This is a genomic window from Desulfosporosinus orientis DSM 765 (assembly GCF_000235605.1).
GTDB lineage: Bacteria > Bacillota > Desulfitobacteriia > Desulfitobacteriales > Desulfitobacteriaceae > Desulfosporosinus > Desulfosporosinus orientis.
This window is the reverse complement of the sequence record NC_016584.1, coordinates 2,349,718-2,368,016: the sequence shown is the minus strand read 5'-3', so window position 1 is coordinate 2,368,016 and position 18,299 is coordinate 2,349,718. Positions and strand designations below refer to the sequence as shown.

Here is an 18,299-nt window from a genome sequence, read left to right as displayed (position 1 = left end):
ACAATTTTAATTATTCGACATGAGCTGGGTTTTACCTTTTTACTCGCTGCCCCAATTGTCAAAATTAAAATTATCGTGAAACCATTTGAAAAATTTACTGGAAGGTTTATTTTCATCTATGTATTCCTGGGGAACATCAAAAGGAACTACGGGTTTTCCTTCCAGGGCCCGGTTTAAGATTTCCCGGAATACACCAGCCGGTTCGGAACCGCCGGAAGTGGTGAGGTAATGGCTGCGGTCCGTGTTGTCATAACCCATCCACACGGCGGCGGTTAACTCAGGAGTATAACCCACAAACCAAACATCTTTAACCCCTTTGCTGATGCCGGCAAACTCCGGGATTGGCGGCAGCTCCACCGAACCTGTCTTTCCTGCCGTTGGCCGGTCCAGCTGGGCATTTTTTCCCGTACCGTTGGCGACGACATCCTGGAGCATCAGGGTCATGTTATAGGCAACACTTGGCGAAGTCACCCGCTGGGCCTCCGATTCGGCCTGGTATAAAACCCTGCCGTCTTTGGTAGTAATTTTAGTAATGGCATAGGGTTTATTCATAACCCCTAGATTAGCAAATGCCCCATAGGCTTGAGCCATCAGCAGGGGGGTTACTCCTTTGGAAATTCCCCCTAAGGCTAGACTCAGGCTATGATCGGCTTGTTCAAGGGGAATCCCGCAGCGATTAGCGAAATCAACCCCGCTTTCAATCCCTATCTCATTGAGGAGCCACACCGCCGGGATATTCCAGGAGTTGCTGATCGCCTCTTGCATAGTGACATAGCCGTGATACTGATAATCATAATTTTCCGGAGCATAGCCTTCGATATTAAGGGGATAATCCCGCAGCAAGGACTGAGGGGTATAGCCTTGTTCCAAAGCCGGTCCATAAACGGAAATAGGTTTCAAGGCAGACCCCGGCTGACGCTGCAGCTGGTCTGAGGTGGCATGGTTTAACCCCCGGTATACTCTCTCTCCCCTATATCCGACTAAGCCTCGAATTCCTCCTGTAGCATGGTCCAGGATTACTACCCCGCTTTGCACAATCTGGTCCTCTTTCCCTTGGGGAAAGTAATGGCTGTCTTGATAGACATCCTCCGCTGCTTTCTGGACCGAGGCGTCCATTTGCGTATAGATTTGCAGTCCCCCGTTTAAGATTTGTTCTTCCGTGAAGCCCACCCGATCGATAGCTTCTTCGATAACGTAATCCACATAAGGAGCATACTGCCCCATAAGGTCACTTTGCTCTCCTTTTTTTAAAACAATGGGCTGTATTACGGCGTTTTCAAAGTCCTCAGGCGATATGTAATTCTGCTCCTTCATCAGGGACAGGACTAAATTTCTCCGTTCCAGGGCTTTTTCTTTATTATTCAAGGGGGAATAAATCGTCGGCGCTTTCAGGAGTCCTGCCAGCATGGCGGACTCTTCCAGGGTCAGCTCCCCAGCATCTTTGCCAAAGTAAAGCTGAGCTGCATTTTCCAGGCCCCAGCGGCCTTCTCCAAAATAGATCCGGTTGAGATAAGCTGCCAGGATGTCGTCTTTATTTAAGACAGCTTCTATCTTTAAGGCATAGGCGGCGTCTTTCAGTTTGCGGGTCAGGGTTTTATCAGAAGCTAAAAACATATTCTTGGCTAATTGCTGGGTTATGGTACTGCCGCCTTCCGAAAAATCACCGGAAATCACATCCCGATAGAGAGCCCTTATAATCGAGCGGATATCCACCCCTTTGTGCTCATAGAAGCGACGATCTTCCACGGCGATAATTGCGTTTTTCATCACCTGAGGTATTTGCTGACTGGTGAGAGGTTCAATGCGGGATGAGGAAAGCTGGGAAATCCGCACCCCTTTTTGGTCGTATAAATACGAAGGCTGGGACAGAGGCGTCTGCAATTTGCTGATATCTAAGGAGGAGATATACACGGTTATACCAACGGCAGCAGCAGCAATAAGCACAAGAACGATGAGACTTATTCTCCTCCAGATCTTTTGTTTTTGCGTCGGCTTCATGCCCTGCCGCTGTAAAGCACTGGATTTTTCCATCTAGGATTCCTTCTTTCTGTTTCATAGATGGCAACCATATTGTTATTGTACCACAGAGATAGGGATAAACTTGTTAAAAATTGCTAAATTGATGAAAAGAGCGCTGAGGACGTCCTCGAAGGAAGTCACTCAACGCTCTTTAACTTGTTGCATGATTTTCAGCCGGCAGGAGAGTTGAGCTGCCGGGGCATTTTTGATGACGGGGATATAACGGCTAAGATCCCGCCGATAACTACAAAAGTTCCCCCTATCCCTTGGATTATGGTCAGGTGTTCATTAAAGAGAATCACTGCAAAAATCACCGTCATCACAGGTTCACTGGTACTGATAATGGACGCTGAAGTAGCGCCGATCTGTTTGATCCCTTGAAAAAATGTCAGCATGGCAATAATTGTTGAGAAAAGGATAATGCCAAGAATCCCTAGCCAGGTATGCCCAGACAAGTGCCAGGTAGCTCCCCCGATGGGTAAGCCAATGGTTCCATACGTCACTGCCGCCGAGGTTGAAATGATGGCGGTGCTTACCAAAGGCGTGACAGTCTCCAGCATTTTATTACCGATAATAATGTAAACTGAATAAACAAAGGCAGCACCCAGGGCCAGGCTAACGCCAATGATACTTATTCCCTGAAGGGCCAGGCCCAAGACTAAAACCAGACCCAGAGTTGCTAAAACCACTCCTGCCAACTTGAAGACGGAAAATCGCTCCTGTTTGGTCAATACAGCCAAAAAGGTAACAATCACCGGATAGGCGTAAAGCAATAAAGCTGCCAGGGAAGCTGGAATATATAGTACTGACGATATGTAAAGACCGGCCATCATGGAATAGCCAATCCCGCCCATTCCCCATAATATCAGCCAGGTTTTTAAGCTCAGCCGGGGAAACCCTTCCAGCCAAATCGTTATCGTCCAAAAAACGATAGCGGCAATTGTGAATCGTACAAATAATACCGTCGCCAGGCTCGCTCCCCCGGCAAAAACAATCTTGCCAAAAATGGGATAAACACTAAAGCCCAAGGTGGAAATCAGAACTAAGAGTACAGCCGGTCCTGTACCTGTATGATACATGCGTTTCTTGCTCATTTTTCAATTTTAATGATTGCTGTGATTCTTTGCCGGTACATCATTTCATTAACTCCTTTGGAAGATGGTTCCTTTATTATCAGGGATTCGGCTATTTCTGTCAATTCATTTTTCAGGAAGGCTCTAGGGTCTAGTGGTTCTTTAGAATGGTTCGGAACATTTTCAAGGATGGATTTCTCCGAGTAGTCTTTCACAACTCTAAGTTGATATTGGATTTATTCTAGTTATTGGGATCTGTATTAACCATTTACCTCTTGATAATCTTCCAGATTATATTCCACTATTATTTCTAATAGCTCTTTCTGTCTTTTTTAGCATTTTAAATTGCTTATCATTTGCTAAAATCAAGGACCACAAGATTATCTATCAAACTGTCAGTCTAAATATATCTATTATTGCTCTTATTTTAATTGTAGAATATGTACTTCCCCTATTGAAAAGTAGTCGATTATAATGAGCCAAAAGTTTTCTCACATCACATACTAGGGGATCAGGCAAGCTCAGCTGCCTGATCCCTTTCCTCATTTACAGTTTATTTGATGGTGTCAATGGCTTTCTGTCCAAAGTCTCTCGTAACGACTTTTTCATAAGGAGCGATTTTGTTGAGTTCTCCGGCGTCCTGGATGATTTGCTGGAGCAGATAAAAATCTTTTTCCTGTAAGATGGGGTCTGTTTTCCAGGTGTTTTGTTCTTGATAGCGTTTAACTGCACTGACGAGAATAGCATCGTCTTCTTCAGGGAATTGAAGTTTTATGGCCATGGCGATCTCTTCAGGACTATGAGTTGCTACCCAGCGCTGTCCTTTATAGATGGCATTGGTGAACTTTTGGATGAGCTCGGGATTTTTCTCAATGAAGCTTTTCTTAGCGAAATAGGCGGTATAAGGAACTTCTCCGCTTTCTTTGCCGAGGGAAGCAACGATATAGGCTTTGCCCTCTTTCTCTAAGCTTGAGGCTGTGGGTTCAAAGATAATCACATAATCCCCTTGCCCGCCGATGAAAGCACCGGGCATTGCTGCAAACTGCATGGTTGTATCGATGTAGACATCTTTTCCAACTGTCAATCCTTGTTTGCTTAAGACATATTGCAGAACAATCGCCGGCATTCCGCCTTTACGTCCGCCAATAACGGTCTTTCCTTTTAAATCGCTCCACTGAAAGTTGGGATCCGGATTTCTGCCCATTAAAAAGGTTCCGTCACCATTGGTAAGTTGGGCAAAGACAACACTATTGTCTTCTTTTCCTTGATTATATACATAGACACTGGCCTCCGGCCCGGCAAAACCAATGTCAGCATGGCCTGATAAGACAGCCGTCATAACTTTGTCTGCTCCCTGCCCATTGGAAAGCTCTATATCCAGGCCTTCTTCTTTAAAGAAACCCTTGCTCAGGGCCACATACTGGGGAGCATAGAATATTGAGTGGGTAACCTCTGATAGTTTAACCTTGGTAAGCTGCTCTGATTGATTGCTGCAGCCTGTAACCACTAAGGAAACTCCTAAAATAAGCACAATAAGTATGAGCATTAACCTTTTTTTCATTATTCTGCTCCTCCTCTTATAGTCAGCTGATTCTCCTGTTAAGTTGATATTTTCATTAAACATTAAAAAACTATGTTTAAAGTTTATTTTTCACAAGCACCTTTTCAAGGTATACCACCCCCTGATACATGACAGTTGCCGCTATACCCAGAATGATAACGCTGGTCATTACCAGATCCAGTTTAAAAACCTGCCCCCCGTAGACTATGAGGTATCCCAATCCTGCCTTGGATACTAGAAACTCTCCGACAATAACCCCTACCCAAGACAACCCCACATTAATTTTCAGGGCATTAATAATGGTGGGATAGGAAGCGGGAAGCAGCACTTTCGTTAAGACTTGGATTTTTGTTCCACCAAAGGTTCTGACCAATTTGATTTTTTCTTGATCCGTTGTCAGAAAACCATTTAAAACTTCCAGAACCGTAACGATAAGTGAAATTGCTAAGGTCATGACAATAATTGCCGCCGGCCCTGCACCGATCCAGACAATAAACACAGGACCAAGAGCAATTTTGGGCAAGCTGTTTAGAACAACTAAGTAAGGTTCTATTACTTTGCATAAGAATTCGGACCACCATAACATGATCGCGATTATAGTACCGATAAGAGTTCCCAAGACAAAGCCAATCACTGCTTCGAGACAGGTGATTCCGATATGGTGAAAGAGCATTCCATCCTTATACAAAGCTATGATGGTTTTAATCACTCTCGACGGCTGGCTGGTGATAAAGGGGTCAACAATTTTGAAATTGGCACATACTTCCCAAAGCAGCACGGCTGCGGTCAAAAGCAAAAATTGTATCACCCGAATCCAGATCTTCTCCATCCTCACCCGCCGCAGATACTCTTTATGTTCCTGGGAAATTTCTGAAGTCTTAGCCAGGTCTGAGCTGCTCACTTGATCAGACATGAACATCCAGCCCCTTCCATATCTCTTGAAAATAATGCCTGAATTCCGGTGTCTCCCGAGACGAAAGGGGCGTCCTGTGAGCACAGTTCAGATTAATTTCATAGATATTTTTTACTCTTCCAGGTCGTTTGGATAGGAGCACGACTCGGTCTGCCATGCTGATGCTTTCTGAGATATCATGGGTCACCAGCAGAGCCGTCTTATTTTCCTTTTTAATGATGTCATAGATGTCATCGTTGACCACCAGCCTGGTTTGATAATCCAAGGCCGAAAAGGCTTCATCAAGAAGGAGAATTTCCGGATCGGTTACCAGGGTCCTGATAAGGGCTGCCCTTTGCCTCATTCCCCCGGAAAGCTGATTGGGATATTTATCTTTGAATTCGTATAGTCCATAAGTATTAAGTAGCTTTAGGGCCCGCGCTTTGGCTTCTTTCGTAACATTTTTTCTTATCTCCAAGCCGAGCATGACATTTTGATAAATCGTCCTCCACTCAAATAAGTGATCCTTTTGCAGCATGTAGCCAATCTTCGGAGAAGTCCCTGTAACCTTTTCCCCCGATAGCAAAACTGCTCCGGAAGTGGCAGCAAGCAAACCCGAAATGATAGATAAAAGGGTGGATTTTCCACAGCCGCTTGGGCCAACGATGCTGACAAACTCACCGTCATGAACAGATAAGCTGATATTTTCGAGGGCGGTTATTTCTCCATTGAGAGATTGATATTTCATGCCGATATTCTGAACTTCCACTACTGCTTTCAATGGCATCCCTCCTTAACACCCCTTTGGTCTTTATTAGTGTATTGAAGGGGGCATCCATCGGTGAGAGATTCGAAAATTTACCAGTTTCTAAATAATACCTCTGTATATACCATAGCTGGCTTGGACTGATTGAATGAGAAATGCCCGTTCCCTCTTAATAAGGAAACGGGCGCTTCTTAGATTGGCATTACATTGCCAATAACACAAAAATATTACTTTAAAGCCGAGCAGTAATAACGAGTTATCTAAACTCTACATATTGACCTTCGAATTTTGATAATATCTTATCATTAAATTCTATGACTATAACCTCATTTTTTTCTGTGCCTCGGAACATCATGAATCGCTAATTAGTTATCGGAAGTGTTTCAGTTTTCCAAAACCCAAGACTAAATCCCCTCATTATGCATAATAATAGTATCATTGCAATTGTTCCAATTAATGAAGGGTGGTACAATATGGATAATATAATTGAGCTATCAACATGGCTGGAAAAAAGATTTACTGATTAACGCAGATCCTTAGAGATCTGCTTTTGATTTTTCAAGACCCCTTATATTTACATGCAAGGAACATTTCCGATAACGTCTCGGCAAATTCTCAAACTCTCTCGTACCATCTTCAGAAGATGAAGATCGAAACTGGAAACTTTATCGACCTACAGACTTACTTTTTCCAGGGCCTATTGAGGGTAAACCCCTTGCCACGAGAAATATTCAACATGTTTTTCAGCAGGCGAAAGCTAAGGCTGGTATTTCTAAGCCTGGATCGGTTCATACCCTTCGGCACAGTTTTGCTACCCATTTGCTAGAGGATCATGCCGACCTGTGTACTATTCAAGTCATGACTGAACTCCAAGATATTTTTAATCAGGTTCGTCTTTAGTCCATGTCTCCTGCTCAAACCAAGGCTTTTCATAGGATTCGTCGATGCAGAACTTCATCCATGGGGTACCACTCCGAGGTGTGTACGGAATGCGGTTCGGTGGATGTGTCTTACAATTCTTGCCGCAACAGGCATTGTCCTAAATTCAAGCTCAATGGGTTGATGCTCAGATGTCTAAGCTCCTGCCTGTTAGCTATTTTCACATCGTTTTTACTCTTGCTCAGGAACTGAACACCCTCGTTTTCTATAATCAGGCTAAACCGCTGTCGATTAAAAACAACTTTCTTGCCCTCGTCGATGATTTGTACCATAAGGACTGGGTTATCTTTTGTAAGAAGCCCTTTAAATCCCCTGCTCAGGTTGTGAAATATCTGGGCCGCTATACTCACAGAGTGGCCATTAGCAATTCCCCGATTAAGTCTTTTGATGGTAAGTGAGTTTTGGCTGGAAGCATTACAAGGATGCTTCTAAGCCTTCAGAACCTGTCCCTTGTAAATACACGAAAACCTGCCATAACTGTGGCTGTTCTCATTTTGTTACGCTTCTTTTTCCCAAGCAATAGGCACTAGTCCATGATGCTTTGCAACAGAATATTTCTTAAAAATCGCCTCTTTATTGGGGAGGGGGAAAGTCTGCCCACAATGAGCATACTACTAGTATTTTCGAAGTTGCTTTTAGGTTTATTACTCTTTAATTATCCTCACTTGAGGAAATTCGAGACTGGAGGAAAGATTTATATTTAAGAAAAGAGTATTAGTTATTGATTTTTATTAGATATATAATTTCTTATAATATTGTAAATAGTGAGAAGTACCCCAATAAACAATACACTTATTACAGATTGTAAAAATGGCTCTTCTACAAAAAAATAAAAAGCTAAAGTACACAGAATGGTAAATATTACAAGTGTGATAAGTTCTCTTTTTAAGAATTGCAAATAAGTACACCTACTCCCTAATTTAAAATAAGCTACTAATTATTGAAATCTTTATTACTTTTATATATTTCGATAAAGCGATTTGTTTGTTCAATTCGCTGTTCATCCAACTTTATTTTTTCTTTCATAAATCTCATTACATTTACAAAAAAGTAGATTGCAAATATACCTATAAATAACGGAAATAGTGCATTGACGACTACAAATAATGTAATACCACCCATCTAACCACTTCCTTTCTTCTTTTACCACATTTAAATTTTCTAGCAATATCCTAATAAACTTCTAATTGTAGGGAAATGGGTTAAATTCTAGAGCTAATTACTGTACAATATTCTACTACTGCGAAGAAATACTGCAGATTCTTTTCGTCCGCGCTAAGGATGGCGCGTCGTTTGCACGATATGTCGTAGTCACGGTAGACCGCGCCGGTTACCCGGCGCACCCCACGCAGATCCCGGCGTGCAGAATTACCGCACCGGACTCATCAGGAATACTCCCTTCCGTAATCAGCTATTCCTAGCTTCTTGGTATTTTCGGCAGTGAGGTTGGCATTAATTCTCCGGTGTAGTATGAGTTGGTCCGAATTCCTGCAGGTCTTCGGTCAGCCTCTTTTTCGATTGCACCTTCCTACCAACTTATTAGTTGGAACCTCCAGGACCTCCCAAGTTCCTGATACTTCTCTCCGTACATGCCACGTTCTCTGACCCCGGCAGACCCTCGGAAATCTTGCCTTTTTGTTTTCGATTCCTCTGTGTTGGCTTCAGTGACGTTAAACACGTCGTCATCTGCATTCTTCGCGTTAACGGGGCTGAATGTGCTTCAGGAGTTACTGTCCTCCCTGTGGCCTATATAGTTCTCTGTGTACGCTTCGCCTTACTGTTACCAGTTTCGACGCAACACTCGATATGGGTGGTTGGCTAGACCTTACCCAGCAAGGACTTTCACCTTGCAAGAAGTACCAAGCTTTGCTTGGCGCACTAACGTCCCGCGTATTCCCGAAGTCTGGTTACTACATTCATGTTCTCTCAGATTTTGGTGATACGCTGTTCGTATTATAGGTTCATAACCAGTTCAATCTGGGTATGGATCTTTTTTCTTTTGTGTTCCATTATACTGAAGAAAACTGGGTAAAGTACGCATACTCGCTGTTGGGACCTTGATCCCGTCGCATAAACTGTTCGAGCCCTCTTTGACACCTTTACCTTGATTGAGCTGGTTGGGCTTTGAGCCCGTATCACAATGCGAACCTAAGGATGGCTGTCTGAAGAAGGAACCCGGTACAAGATGAGGTTTTTCATGTTTGATGTTCCGATCTTAAGCATTGACGTTTCTAAGTCCAAGAGTGTAGCTGCTGTCTTTAAACGTTATCAAGTATCACTTACTAAACCCTTTTCGTTCTCTCATTCACCTGGCGATTTGTCTCGATTGACAGATCAGCTCAGTAAGCTTGAAAATGAAACGGGCAAACGTCCTCATGTGGTCATGGAGGCTACTGGGAACTACTCCAAACCTATTACCGCTTTCTTTCAAGATGCTGGTTATAAGGTGATTGTTTTGAATCCTTTACAGACTCATGCGGAGAAAAAGAAATCGGTTTGCAAAATTAAGACCGACCCCATTGATGCGAATCGGATTGCTCAGGTTTACTATCTGAATGAATTTACCGAAGCTAAAACCCCTTAAGGAGCACATCTTGGAGTTGCAGAACCTTTGCCGCCAATATGATGGTTTCAATACGTTATATACTGAGACTCAACTCCGGTTTCGATCTGTCTTAGAACTTCTGTTTCCAAAGTTTGAGTCGGTGTTTGCTCACTTATGTAGCCCTACTGCTTTGAGAGTTCTTTCTGCTTTTCCTTCTCCAAATGCTATTCTGTCTGCCAGCCGTGACCAGATTATTGAGTGTCTTAAGCCTGCGTAGAAGTCTAAACACTGGTACGAGCTCAAAACGGATGAGCTTATCTTGGCTGCCAAGGAGAGTTTACCTTTGACCGCGCCCAACAGTCCAACCTGCGGGTTTTAAGGATGTACATTGACCTCCTGGTATCCCAACAAAACATTCTGACTGATCTACGGGCTCAAATGGTCCATTGGGCAAACTTCTCCCCGGATTACCCTCTTCTACGTTCTATTCCTGGAAGCTATCTAAGAGAGGGTCACCCATCTTAGATAGGCAATCTACCAAGCCACTGTGGCCGGAATCAGCAATAGAGCTAGTGGCCCTCTAAACCTGATTCTCAGAGATTTTTACCTTAGAAAAATAAACGAAGGTAAGCCGATTAAGGTCGCGATAATTGCCACGGCCAACAAAATGCTAAGGATGATTTACGGAATTTTGTCCTCGCAGCAGCCATTTTCTAGTAATAATTAACTATTCTATGTGGACTTGGACATACCTTTTATTTACATAACCTTTTTACAAGCTTACATCACGTAGGTTAGCATTGCTATTCCATTTTTTCTAGCTAAGTGATCCAAAAAAATTTTTTCTTGACAACAATTAGCTGGTTTATGTGTAGTGGCAACTCCCTTAAATGGTTCTAATGTAATAAATCCCCGCCTGACTGCTCAAAATGGTTTAAATCTTTTACTTCGTTGATATAAACCATTTATCTCATACTGAAGTCTATGTTTATCAACTTTGTCACTATCAAAAGCATCTGGAATAAACGCATTCAACATTATCTCTTCACTGGGACGAATGTCTAATTTATTCCCAACTGCCTCGACTTTGGCTTTGTTTTCTATATCCCCACTATTTCCATTTCTTACTGGATAACTAATACTAATTTGCCTATAAAGTATTAGTAAGGTTCAAAGGAATAATCCTTTTGTTTCAAATAATAACGTCATTTAGATTATCATCGATTATACGCGATTTAGTATAATTATATACAGTATTTTGTTTAATCAAAAACGAGTTGCCGTTTTTCAGTTTTATAGCATAGCCACTTCCTTCTGGTAATTCACTTTTAGAAACGAACTCTAATTTTATCTTATCCATTTCTTCCGGTAGTTGATTTGTGTTAATCCTTGAATAACCAATAGTCATTACACCAAAACTAATGATCAAAATAATGAAAACAGAGATTATGCTTCTCTTTCTCATTGTGACAATAGCACCAGTAGTCCAAAAGTGACGCTGATGCTATTGCGAAATCAACACTACTCTTCACTACTCTTCACTACTCTTCACTATTCTTTAACTAAGCCAAAATTTTTAAGTCAGTAACACTTACCATATTTCTTCCACTATCTCTATACAATCTATTATTACAGGTCGACAAATTTTCTCCGCTATGCCTAGCTCCCTATAGAACTTCATTCCTTCTTCTAAATTCATATGGTCAATCCCAGTAAGACCTTTACATGTATAACAACCATGTTTAGCAGTGATTCTTTGAATTAATTCTCGTGTAAGAAAAATAGCTTTGTTGCTAAAGTCTTGAACAGAGGGCTCATCATTACCATGTTTTAAACCAATTGCCATAATCGCCCCACTAACAGCTCCACAAATATTGCCTTGATATGCTATCCCTGCACCAAACCCAGTAGCCAATCTAAGAGCTTGTTTGCGTTCAATACCAAGTTCTTCGCCTAAGGTTGTAAGCAGTCAAGTAAAACCAGCAACTTTTCGCCACAAACCATACAACATTTTATTTCTGGGTTATAGTCTTCCTATGTTGGAGTCTGTAGCTGTTGCCCGTCATATTTAAAATCTCGCAGTGGTGGATAAGACGGTCTAAAATCGCAGTTGTAATTGTTGCATCCCCTAAAAAGTCAACCCATTCATCGAATCCTTTGTTTGAGGTAATAATCAGTGATGTTTTCTCGGACATTGAGGACACGAAACCGAAGAATAGGTTGGCTTCTATTGTAGAAAGTGGCATGAAGCCAACTTCATCAATAATAACCAGTGCTGCCGAGTTGAGTATTTTTATTCGTCTCTTACTGGCGGTCGAGATTTGCGAGGTTTTTAGTGTAATTATGAGTTCATCCAAGGTCGTAAAAGCTACGGCATAACCTAGGTTTAAAGCCTGGACCGCTAAGGATAAAGCCAAATGCGTTTTTCCGATACCAGGGGGGCCCAGAAAACAAATGTTGAACGCTTGCTCAACCCAAGTCATATCGGACAATCTTAGCATCTGTTCCTTAGATACGCTGCGTTGGAATCCGAAGTCGAAGGTTTCCAGGGTTTTTTCGGCGGGTAGATTTGCTCTTCTTCTGCGAATTAGATTTTGCTTTTCGGTCCGAAGACGTTGTTGCTCTGAAAGGAAAACCTCAACGCTTTCGAGAGGCGTGAGATTATTCTTTTTAGCATATAGGTTTTCTAAATCAACAGGGACCAAATGCAGTCCCGATACTAATGCATTGACACGTTCAATCCGTTCATTCATGGTTGCCACCTGCCTTTGCATACACATCCAAAGAGCGTTTCTCTGTAGTTACATGGTACTTGTTGTTGCTAACCGGAATAGCATTCAGGACGATTACTTGTTTTGGTTTAGCACTGTGCTCTAAAAAATCCTTTACATACGTTATTCCGAAGAGTTTGCTCACCTCACAATATTTGATGGCATTTAGTACGTCATCAATTCCATATTTATCGCATAATGTTTGCAGCAACCGGAACTGATCACGGGCATAGCGTGCTTTTTCTGTTCGAATTGTCTGCAGAAAATCGGTTGCCTTGAATAATAACAGCTTATCAACAGTAGTTTGAGCTTTATCCATCGAGTCTGTAATATCTCTGGAATGACTGGTGCTCTTAATTAATTGACCTCTGCCGGTTGAGATGGGATGTTCACAGATAAATTCACCGAATACGGTCATAATCGTCAATTTTTCATTCTTCGCTTCAATGCTGACCTCTTTTTGGTTGTTGTATGTACCGAGAGGTAAAGAGTACCGATTGCTGTCGTAGACGATCGTGTTATCTTTCCGAACATTTCTGCAGATGGTTACATCACCATTTAATCGGATGTCCAGCAGAGGTCTTAGGTGTTCACGTTCATCTTCAAACACCTTGGCTGGTATCTTTTTGGTAGTGCCGTGAATTTTCGCATTACCGGTTCTATCCAACCATTTTAGGAACGAACTGTTGAGAACTTCCTCATCAGCAAAAAGTCTGTTTTCAAGGAAATTATACTTGATGAATTTAACCACATTCTCGATCTTACCTTTGCTTTCCGGATCAGCTGCGCGGCAGAGGTATACTTTTAAATTGCATTCTTGCCGGAACTTCTCAAACTCAAAGGTATGAATAATATCTCCATAGTTTTCTGAAACGCTGACGATACTATCCTGATCAAATACCATTTCTAGCGGCATCCCACCTATATATCTAAAGCACTGATGACAGCTTGAAACCAGATCGCTTGTTGTGAATGGCCGAGTTTGAAAGAATGCCCATTTGTAACGTGCATGAGCGAGTACAAAGGCTGCAAAGCGAATCTTTACACGCTGCCCATCAATGGATTGCATCCACTTTTCACCAAAGTCCACCTGTAACTGCTGCCCCATTGGGAGCTCTTCTACAGCCTCATAATCTCTGGGATGATTGGATTTTTTAAGATTATATTCCTCTCGTAACCCTTTGACATAACGGCTGACCGTTCGTTCCTTGATATCCTCTTTGTAATGCTCCTTGAGCCAATCGCATACTTGTGCGGCTGTCATTGTTGGGTATTGTTTCAACCAGCTGATGATAATTTCCTCATATTTTGAAAGTAGCAGTTCTCGGTTAATGCTATACAGCTGTTTGGCGAATTCATCCGCTGTCATGTTCCAATATCTTGTTACGGTTTCCCGATTTATGTTCAGCTGCTTGGCAGCCCGAGATCGAGTGAATCCAATCTCTTTAAGTTGCTGTATCTGTTTATACATCTTAAATCCTTTCATTCTAACAGCTCCTGACCTCTTTGCTAGCCCCTATTCTAACAAAGTCAGATAGCTGTATTTGATTTAAGTTGTATGGTTATTGGCAAAATGTTGTATGGTTTGTGGCAGAAACTTGTATGCTTTCATTGGCGTAAATGTGTATGGTTTAGTTTACCATTCACACCTAAGGTAGCAAAAACTCTTTGGCTGCAAGAAAAACCACCATTAAACTGTGAAAACGATTTCAGATGCGTATCATTCATTTGGATACCTCCCCCATAATTTCCTTAGACATCTAAATCATTAGACATCAATGAGAGATTTACCTTTATTTAGCTCCCCTTGGGTCCTATATCTATATCTCATGATCAACCCCCATAGCAAATTTTCGATAAACAAAACCCATTTTCCTAAACAGAAGCCTTAAAGAATACACCGACATTGCCATTACACATAACGTTTCGAGGGTTTGCGACGTCGGGTTACTACATTCATATTCTCTCCGATGTCGCAAACCATCTGTTATCGGATGTTGCGCCTCCCCAGATCTACGCTTGCAAATATCCGGGCTATAACCAATCTTGTATATTCTAAAACATAATCGGTCTAATACTCATCTAATGAAAGAAATAGCAATTCCAGCAACCAAGCATGGTAAACCAAATAAAAAGAGCTTTGAACCTAGATTCGTCCGCTCTATGAAATCTTTGGAGTCGGAATAATTTGCTCTTACCCTGTCTCCGCTTATAAATGCTCCAGACATAAGTCCGCTGAAAGCAACTGGAATAATGCCAATTATCAAAAGTAAGTACATTACTATCTTAGGATACTAAGAAATAAAGAAGTGATTAGTAGGAGCCCGCTTACTATTAACCCTGCTAAAAACAACATCATATTTCCACCCCTCTCGAAGATGAAGGAATTATATATGAGCCCTTTTACTTATATCAGAACCTTCATTGTTTGTAGTAGTCCAATAATAGATAGTGCAACTCCTGATACTCGTTCAGATCTAATAAGCTTATTTCGTTCCATCGGAATTCTTTCCTTAACCCAATTAATATACCATCCTTGGTAAGATAAAACAGTTAGAACGACCCCGAAAACTAAAAGAACTAAGCCCAATATGAGTCCTAATTCCATTGTATATCCCTCCAATCTCAAGATCTGAATCAGGTCAATTTCGACTCAATTCTTAAACTAATGAAGTAGCTCCTATACACTTATCTATAATGCTTTCAAAGCGCAATTTCCGATAACGTCCCGCGTGTTCCCGAAGTCTGGTTACTACATTCATATTCTCTCAGATTTTGGGAACACGCTGTTCGTATTATAGGTTCATAACCAGTTCAATCTGGGTATGGATCTTTTTTCTTTTGTATTCCTTTATACTTAAGAAAACTGGGTAAAGTACGCATGCGCTGTTGGGACCATGATCCCGTCGCTTAAACTGTTCGAGCCCTCTTTGACACCTTTACCTTGATTGAGCTGGTGGGGCTTTGAGCCCGTATCACAACGCGAACCTAAGGATGGCTGTTTGAAGAAGGAACCCGGTACAAGAGGAGGTTTTTCATGTTTGATGTTCCGATCTTAAGCATTGACGTTTCTAAGTCCAAGAGTATAGCTGCTGTCTTTAAACGTTATCAAGTATCACTTACTAAACCCTTTTCGTTCTCTCATTCACCTGACGATTTGTCTCGATTGACAGATCAGCTCAGTAAGCTTGAAAATGAAACGGGCAAACGTCCTCATGTGGTCATGGAGGCTACTGGGAACTACTCCAAACCTATTACCGCTTTCTTTCAAGATGCTGGTTATAAGGTGATTGTTTTGAATCCTTTACAGACTCATGCGGAGAAAAAGAAATCGGTTTGCAAAATTAAGACCGACCCCATTGATGCGAATCGGATTGCTCAGGTTTACTATCTGAATGAATTTACCGAAGCTAAAACCCCTTAAGGAGCACATCTTGGAGTTGCAGAACCTTTGCCGCCAATATGATGGTTTCAATACGTTATATACTGAGACTCAACTCCGGTTTCGATCTGTCTTAGAACTTCTGTTTCCAAAGTTTGAGTCGGTGTTTGCTCACTTATGTAGCCCTACTGCTTTGAGAGTTCTTTCTGCTTTTCCTTCTCCAAATGCTATTCTGTCTGCCAGCCGTGACCAGATTATTGAGTGTCTTAAGCCTGCGTAGAAGTCTAAACACTGGTACGAGCTCAAAACGGATGAGCTTATCTTGGCTGCCAAGGAGAGTTTACCTTTGACCGCGCCCAACAGTCCAACCTGCGGGTTTTAAGGATGTACATTGACCTCCTGGTATCCCAACAAAACATTCTGACTGATCTACGGGCTCAAATGGTCCATTGGGCAAACTTCTCCCCGGATTACCCTCTTCTACGTTCTATTCCTGGAAGCTATCTAAGAGAGGGTCACCCTATCTTAGAAAGGCAATCTACCAAGCCACTGTGGCCGGAATCAGCAATAGAGCTAGTGGCCCTCTAAACCTGATTCTCAGAGATTTTTACCTTAGAAAAATAAACGAAGGTAAGCCGATTAAGGTCGCGATAATTGCCACGGCCAACAAAATGCTAAGGATGATTTACGGAATTTTGTCCTCGCAGCAGCCATTTTCTAGTAATAATTAACTATTCTATGTGGACTTGGACATACCTTTTATTTACATAACCTTTTTACAAGCTTACATCACGTAGGTTAGCATTGCTATTCCATTTTTTCTAGCTAAGTGATCCAAAAAAATTTTTTCTTGACAACAATTAGCTGGTTTATATGATGGATGGCGCCCCGTGACTTAGAGGCTGCCATGGAGGGCAGCCCCTTAAATCTTAAAAATATTACAGTCACCCATACCTTTAAAAGTACCTTGCTCTCTAAAATGATAATAACCCTTCATAAAAATTATTATTAAGGAAACAATAGAATATTGCAAATCCATCTCGCCTATAATTTAACTTTAATTTAATAGTAGTTCTTGCAGAACAATAAAATAATAAGAAAAAGGTGTTAATGATGAACCATATACTAAGGCTTAAGGAATTCTACCTATTGGAAATGTTCCAACTAACTCTTTACGAATCTCAAATGGGTGCATTACAAAACGAATATATTAAGCATGCTTATGAAAGAATGATCGAACTAGAACGGCATCATGTCGATTTTTATAAGGAGATAATAATAAAATATGGTGAAGATGTTCCAATATTTAGTGGTGGGCTAGCTTCTCTTGCTGGACATATCTTAGGCGATGTTGCATTGGATTTAACAACTGCTGAAAACCGCTATAAATTTGGTATAGCAGTGGAAACAAAAGCTATTGAAATGTATAGAACATTCATTGTCGAAAATTGGGAATATCCTGACATACAAAAGAGAGCTTGGCACAATATGATCGACGAAGAATTTCATTTATTATGGTATAAAGATAATCTTAATCACACAACCTCTTTGGTGCAGTCAACATAAATCTATCTTTTAAGAAAACAGTATTCTGCGGCCATGGATGGCCGTTTTTTTTTTGCGCCATCTGTCATATAACGTCCCGGCAGTTCCCGAAGCGTCATATTACATTCATATATTCTAAGTTTTGGGAATGGCGTGTTATACGAAGCCGTACGCCCCCAAATTCAGAGGACGCCAGGACGGCGGCCCCTCAAAAACTCTCCATAGACTATCTTTCTCATTTATATATTGCTTAAAAAAAAATAAATAAAAATGATACTTTCATCTCATAAATTTGTTACATAAATCCGCGAACTTTTACCCCATGGATGATATCCCATTCCGATATAAGTAAACCCATACTTTTCATAAAACCCAATATAGATAGTGCTAAGATATAAATGAGAAAAGCCTCCAAGTTTTGCATCTTTCTTTGCCCTATCCAATAACAATGAACCACAAGCATTACCTCGATTTGCTTCTTCTATGAACAATGCAACAAACCAAGGATACAAGTCCATTCTACTAATAAAATCGTTTGTAACAAGTCCTGCACAACCAATGATTTCTCCATTATCCTCCAGCAAATACCACTGTGGCAATGGATTTACTGTTGTTATGCAATTAGTAATGCAGTCCTCGTACACCATCAGAGTATTCTCATTCGCCCATTTACTTTGGAAATATTGAATTGCTTTGTCCATATATTCTGGGCTTTGTTTAACCGATATAATATCCATTCACTATCTCCTGTCGATTAATAATCCGAAGAAAATAACTATAAAGATAATCCCTAAAAAATCCGCGCA

At 41.4% G+C, this 18,299-nt stretch carries 14 protein-coding genes and 3 pseudogenes; 5 read left to right on the top strand and 12 right to left on the bottom strand.

Translation table 11 applies throughout. The features are described 5' to 3' along the window. Nucleotides 1-39 precede the first annotated feature (39 nt). From DESOR_RS11030 to DESOR_RS11005, 6 genes are all read right to left on the bottom strand, one after another. Nucleotides 40-2,031, bottom strand: a complete 1,992-nt coding sequence (locus DESOR_RS11030; RefSeq protein WP_014184673.1) for a transglycosylase domain-containing protein — start codon at nt 2,029-2,031, stop codon at nt 40-42. 158 nt (nt 2,032-2,189) lie between these two features. Then, nucleotides 2,190-3,113 (bottom strand): DMT family transporter, encoded by a 924-nt coding sequence (locus DESOR_RS11025; RefSeq protein ID WP_242832490.1) that lies wholly within the window; start codon nt 3,111-3,113, stop codon nt 2,190-2,192. After that, complete coding sequence (locus DESOR_RS11020) at nt 3,110-3,307, bottom strand: hypothetical protein (protein WP_042331088.1); 198 nt, start codon at nt 3,305-3,307, stop codon at nt 3,110-3,112. The genes DESOR_RS11025 and DESOR_RS11020 overlap by 4 nt, the downstream gene beginning before the upstream one ends. Before the next feature lie 338 nt (nt 3,308-3,645). Beyond that, entirely contained in the window at nt 3,646-4,653 is a 1,008-nt protein-coding gene (locus DESOR_RS11015; protein WP_014184671.1) for an ABC transporter substrate-binding protein, read from the bottom strand. A 76-nt stretch (nt 4,654-4,729) separates the two neighbouring features. Further along, complete coding sequence (locus DESOR_RS11010; protein WP_014184670.1) at nt 4,730-5,566, bottom strand: ABC transporter permease; 837 nt, start codon at nt 5,564-5,566, stop codon at nt 4,730-4,732. Beyond that, nucleotides 5,559-6,326, bottom strand: a complete 768-nt coding sequence (locus DESOR_RS11005) for an ABC transporter ATP-binding protein (RefSeq protein WP_014184669.1) — start codon at nt 6,324-6,326, stop codon at nt 5,559-5,561. Before DESOR_RS11005 ends, DESOR_RS11010 begins: the two co-directional genes overlap by 8 nt. A gap of 684 nt (nt 6,327-7,010) precedes the next feature. On the opposite strand from DESOR_RS11005, the gene DESOR_RS27975 reads away from it, so the two are divergent. Continuing rightward, entirely contained in the window at nt 7,011-7,211 is a 201-nt protein-coding gene (locus tag DESOR_RS27975) for a tyrosine-type recombinase/integrase (protein WP_081468493.1), read from the top strand. A 3-nt stretch (nt 7,212-7,214) separates the two neighbouring features. Then, nucleotides 7,215-7,683 (top strand): annotated as a pseudogene (locus tag DESOR_RS30970) (transposase zinc-binding domain-containing protein); the annotation flags it as partial. Between the two features lie 500 nt (nt 7,684-8,183). On the opposite strand, the gene DESOR_RS10995 reads toward DESOR_RS30970, so the two are convergent. Next, nucleotides 8,184-8,372, bottom strand: a complete 189-nt coding sequence (locus tag DESOR_RS10995; protein ID WP_014184667.1) for a hypothetical protein — start codon at nt 8,370-8,372, stop codon at nt 8,184-8,186. Between the two features lie 1,075 nt (nt 8,373-9,447). Here DESOR_RS10995 and DESOR_RS30965 point away from each other — a divergent pair. Further along, a pseudogene (locus DESOR_RS30965) lies at nt 9,448-10,522 on the top strand (IS110 family transposase). Nucleotides 10,523-11,386: 864 nt separating this feature from the next. Here the strand turns inward: DESOR_RS30965 and DESOR_RS10980 are convergent. From DESOR_RS10980 to DESOR_RS30245, 4 genes are all read right to left on the bottom strand, one after another. Next, nucleotides 11,387-11,764 carry a C-GCAxxG-C-C family protein gene (locus DESOR_RS10980; protein ID WP_042331084.1) on the bottom strand — a complete coding sequence of 126 codons (378 nt, stop codon included), beginning with the start codon at nt 11,762-11,764 and terminating at the stop codon, nt 11,387-11,389. 43 nt (nt 11,765-11,807) lie between these two features. Then, nucleotides 11,808-12,548: an IS21-like element helper ATPase IstB gene (gene istB / locus DESOR_RS10975; RefSeq protein ID WP_014183191.1), complete on the bottom strand. Its 741-nt coding sequence runs from the start codon at nt 12,546-12,548 to the stop codon at nt 11,808-11,810. Beyond that, on the bottom strand, nt 12,541-14,052 hold the full coding sequence (gene istA, locus DESOR_RS10970) for an IS21 family transposase (protein WP_014183190.1): 1,512 nt from the start codon (nt 14,050-14,052) through the stop codon (nt 12,541-12,543). Before istA ends, istB begins: the two co-directional genes overlap by 8 nt. Before the next feature lie 592 nt (nt 14,053-14,644). Then, nucleotides 14,645-14,794: a DUF5316 family protein gene (locus tag DESOR_RS30245; RefSeq protein WP_242832528.1), complete on the bottom strand. Its 150-nt coding sequence runs from the start codon at nt 14,792-14,794 to the stop codon at nt 14,645-14,647. An 809-nt stretch (nt 14,795-15,603) separates the two neighbouring features. On the opposite strand from DESOR_RS30245, the pseudogene DESOR_RS30960 reads away from it, so the two are divergent. Together DESOR_RS30960 and DESOR_RS10955 are read left to right on the top strand one after the other, a co-directional pair. Then, a pseudogene (locus tag DESOR_RS30960) lies at nt 15,604-16,679 on the top strand (IS110 family transposase). A gap of 454 nt (nt 16,680-17,133) precedes the next feature. Continuing rightward, nucleotides 17,134-17,514, top strand: a complete 381-nt coding sequence (locus DESOR_RS10955) for a ferritin family protein (RefSeq protein WP_148265264.1) — start codon at nt 17,134-17,136, stop codon at nt 17,512-17,514. A 263-nt stretch (nt 17,515-17,777) separates the two neighbouring features. On the opposite strand, the gene DESOR_RS10950 is transcribed toward DESOR_RS10955, so the two are convergent. Continuing rightward, a complete protein-coding gene (locus DESOR_RS10950) occupies nt 17,778-18,230 on the bottom strand; it encodes a GNAT family N-acetyltransferase (protein WP_014184663.1) in 453 nt (150 codons plus the stop codon). Nucleotides 18,231-18,299 lie beyond the last annotated feature (69 nt).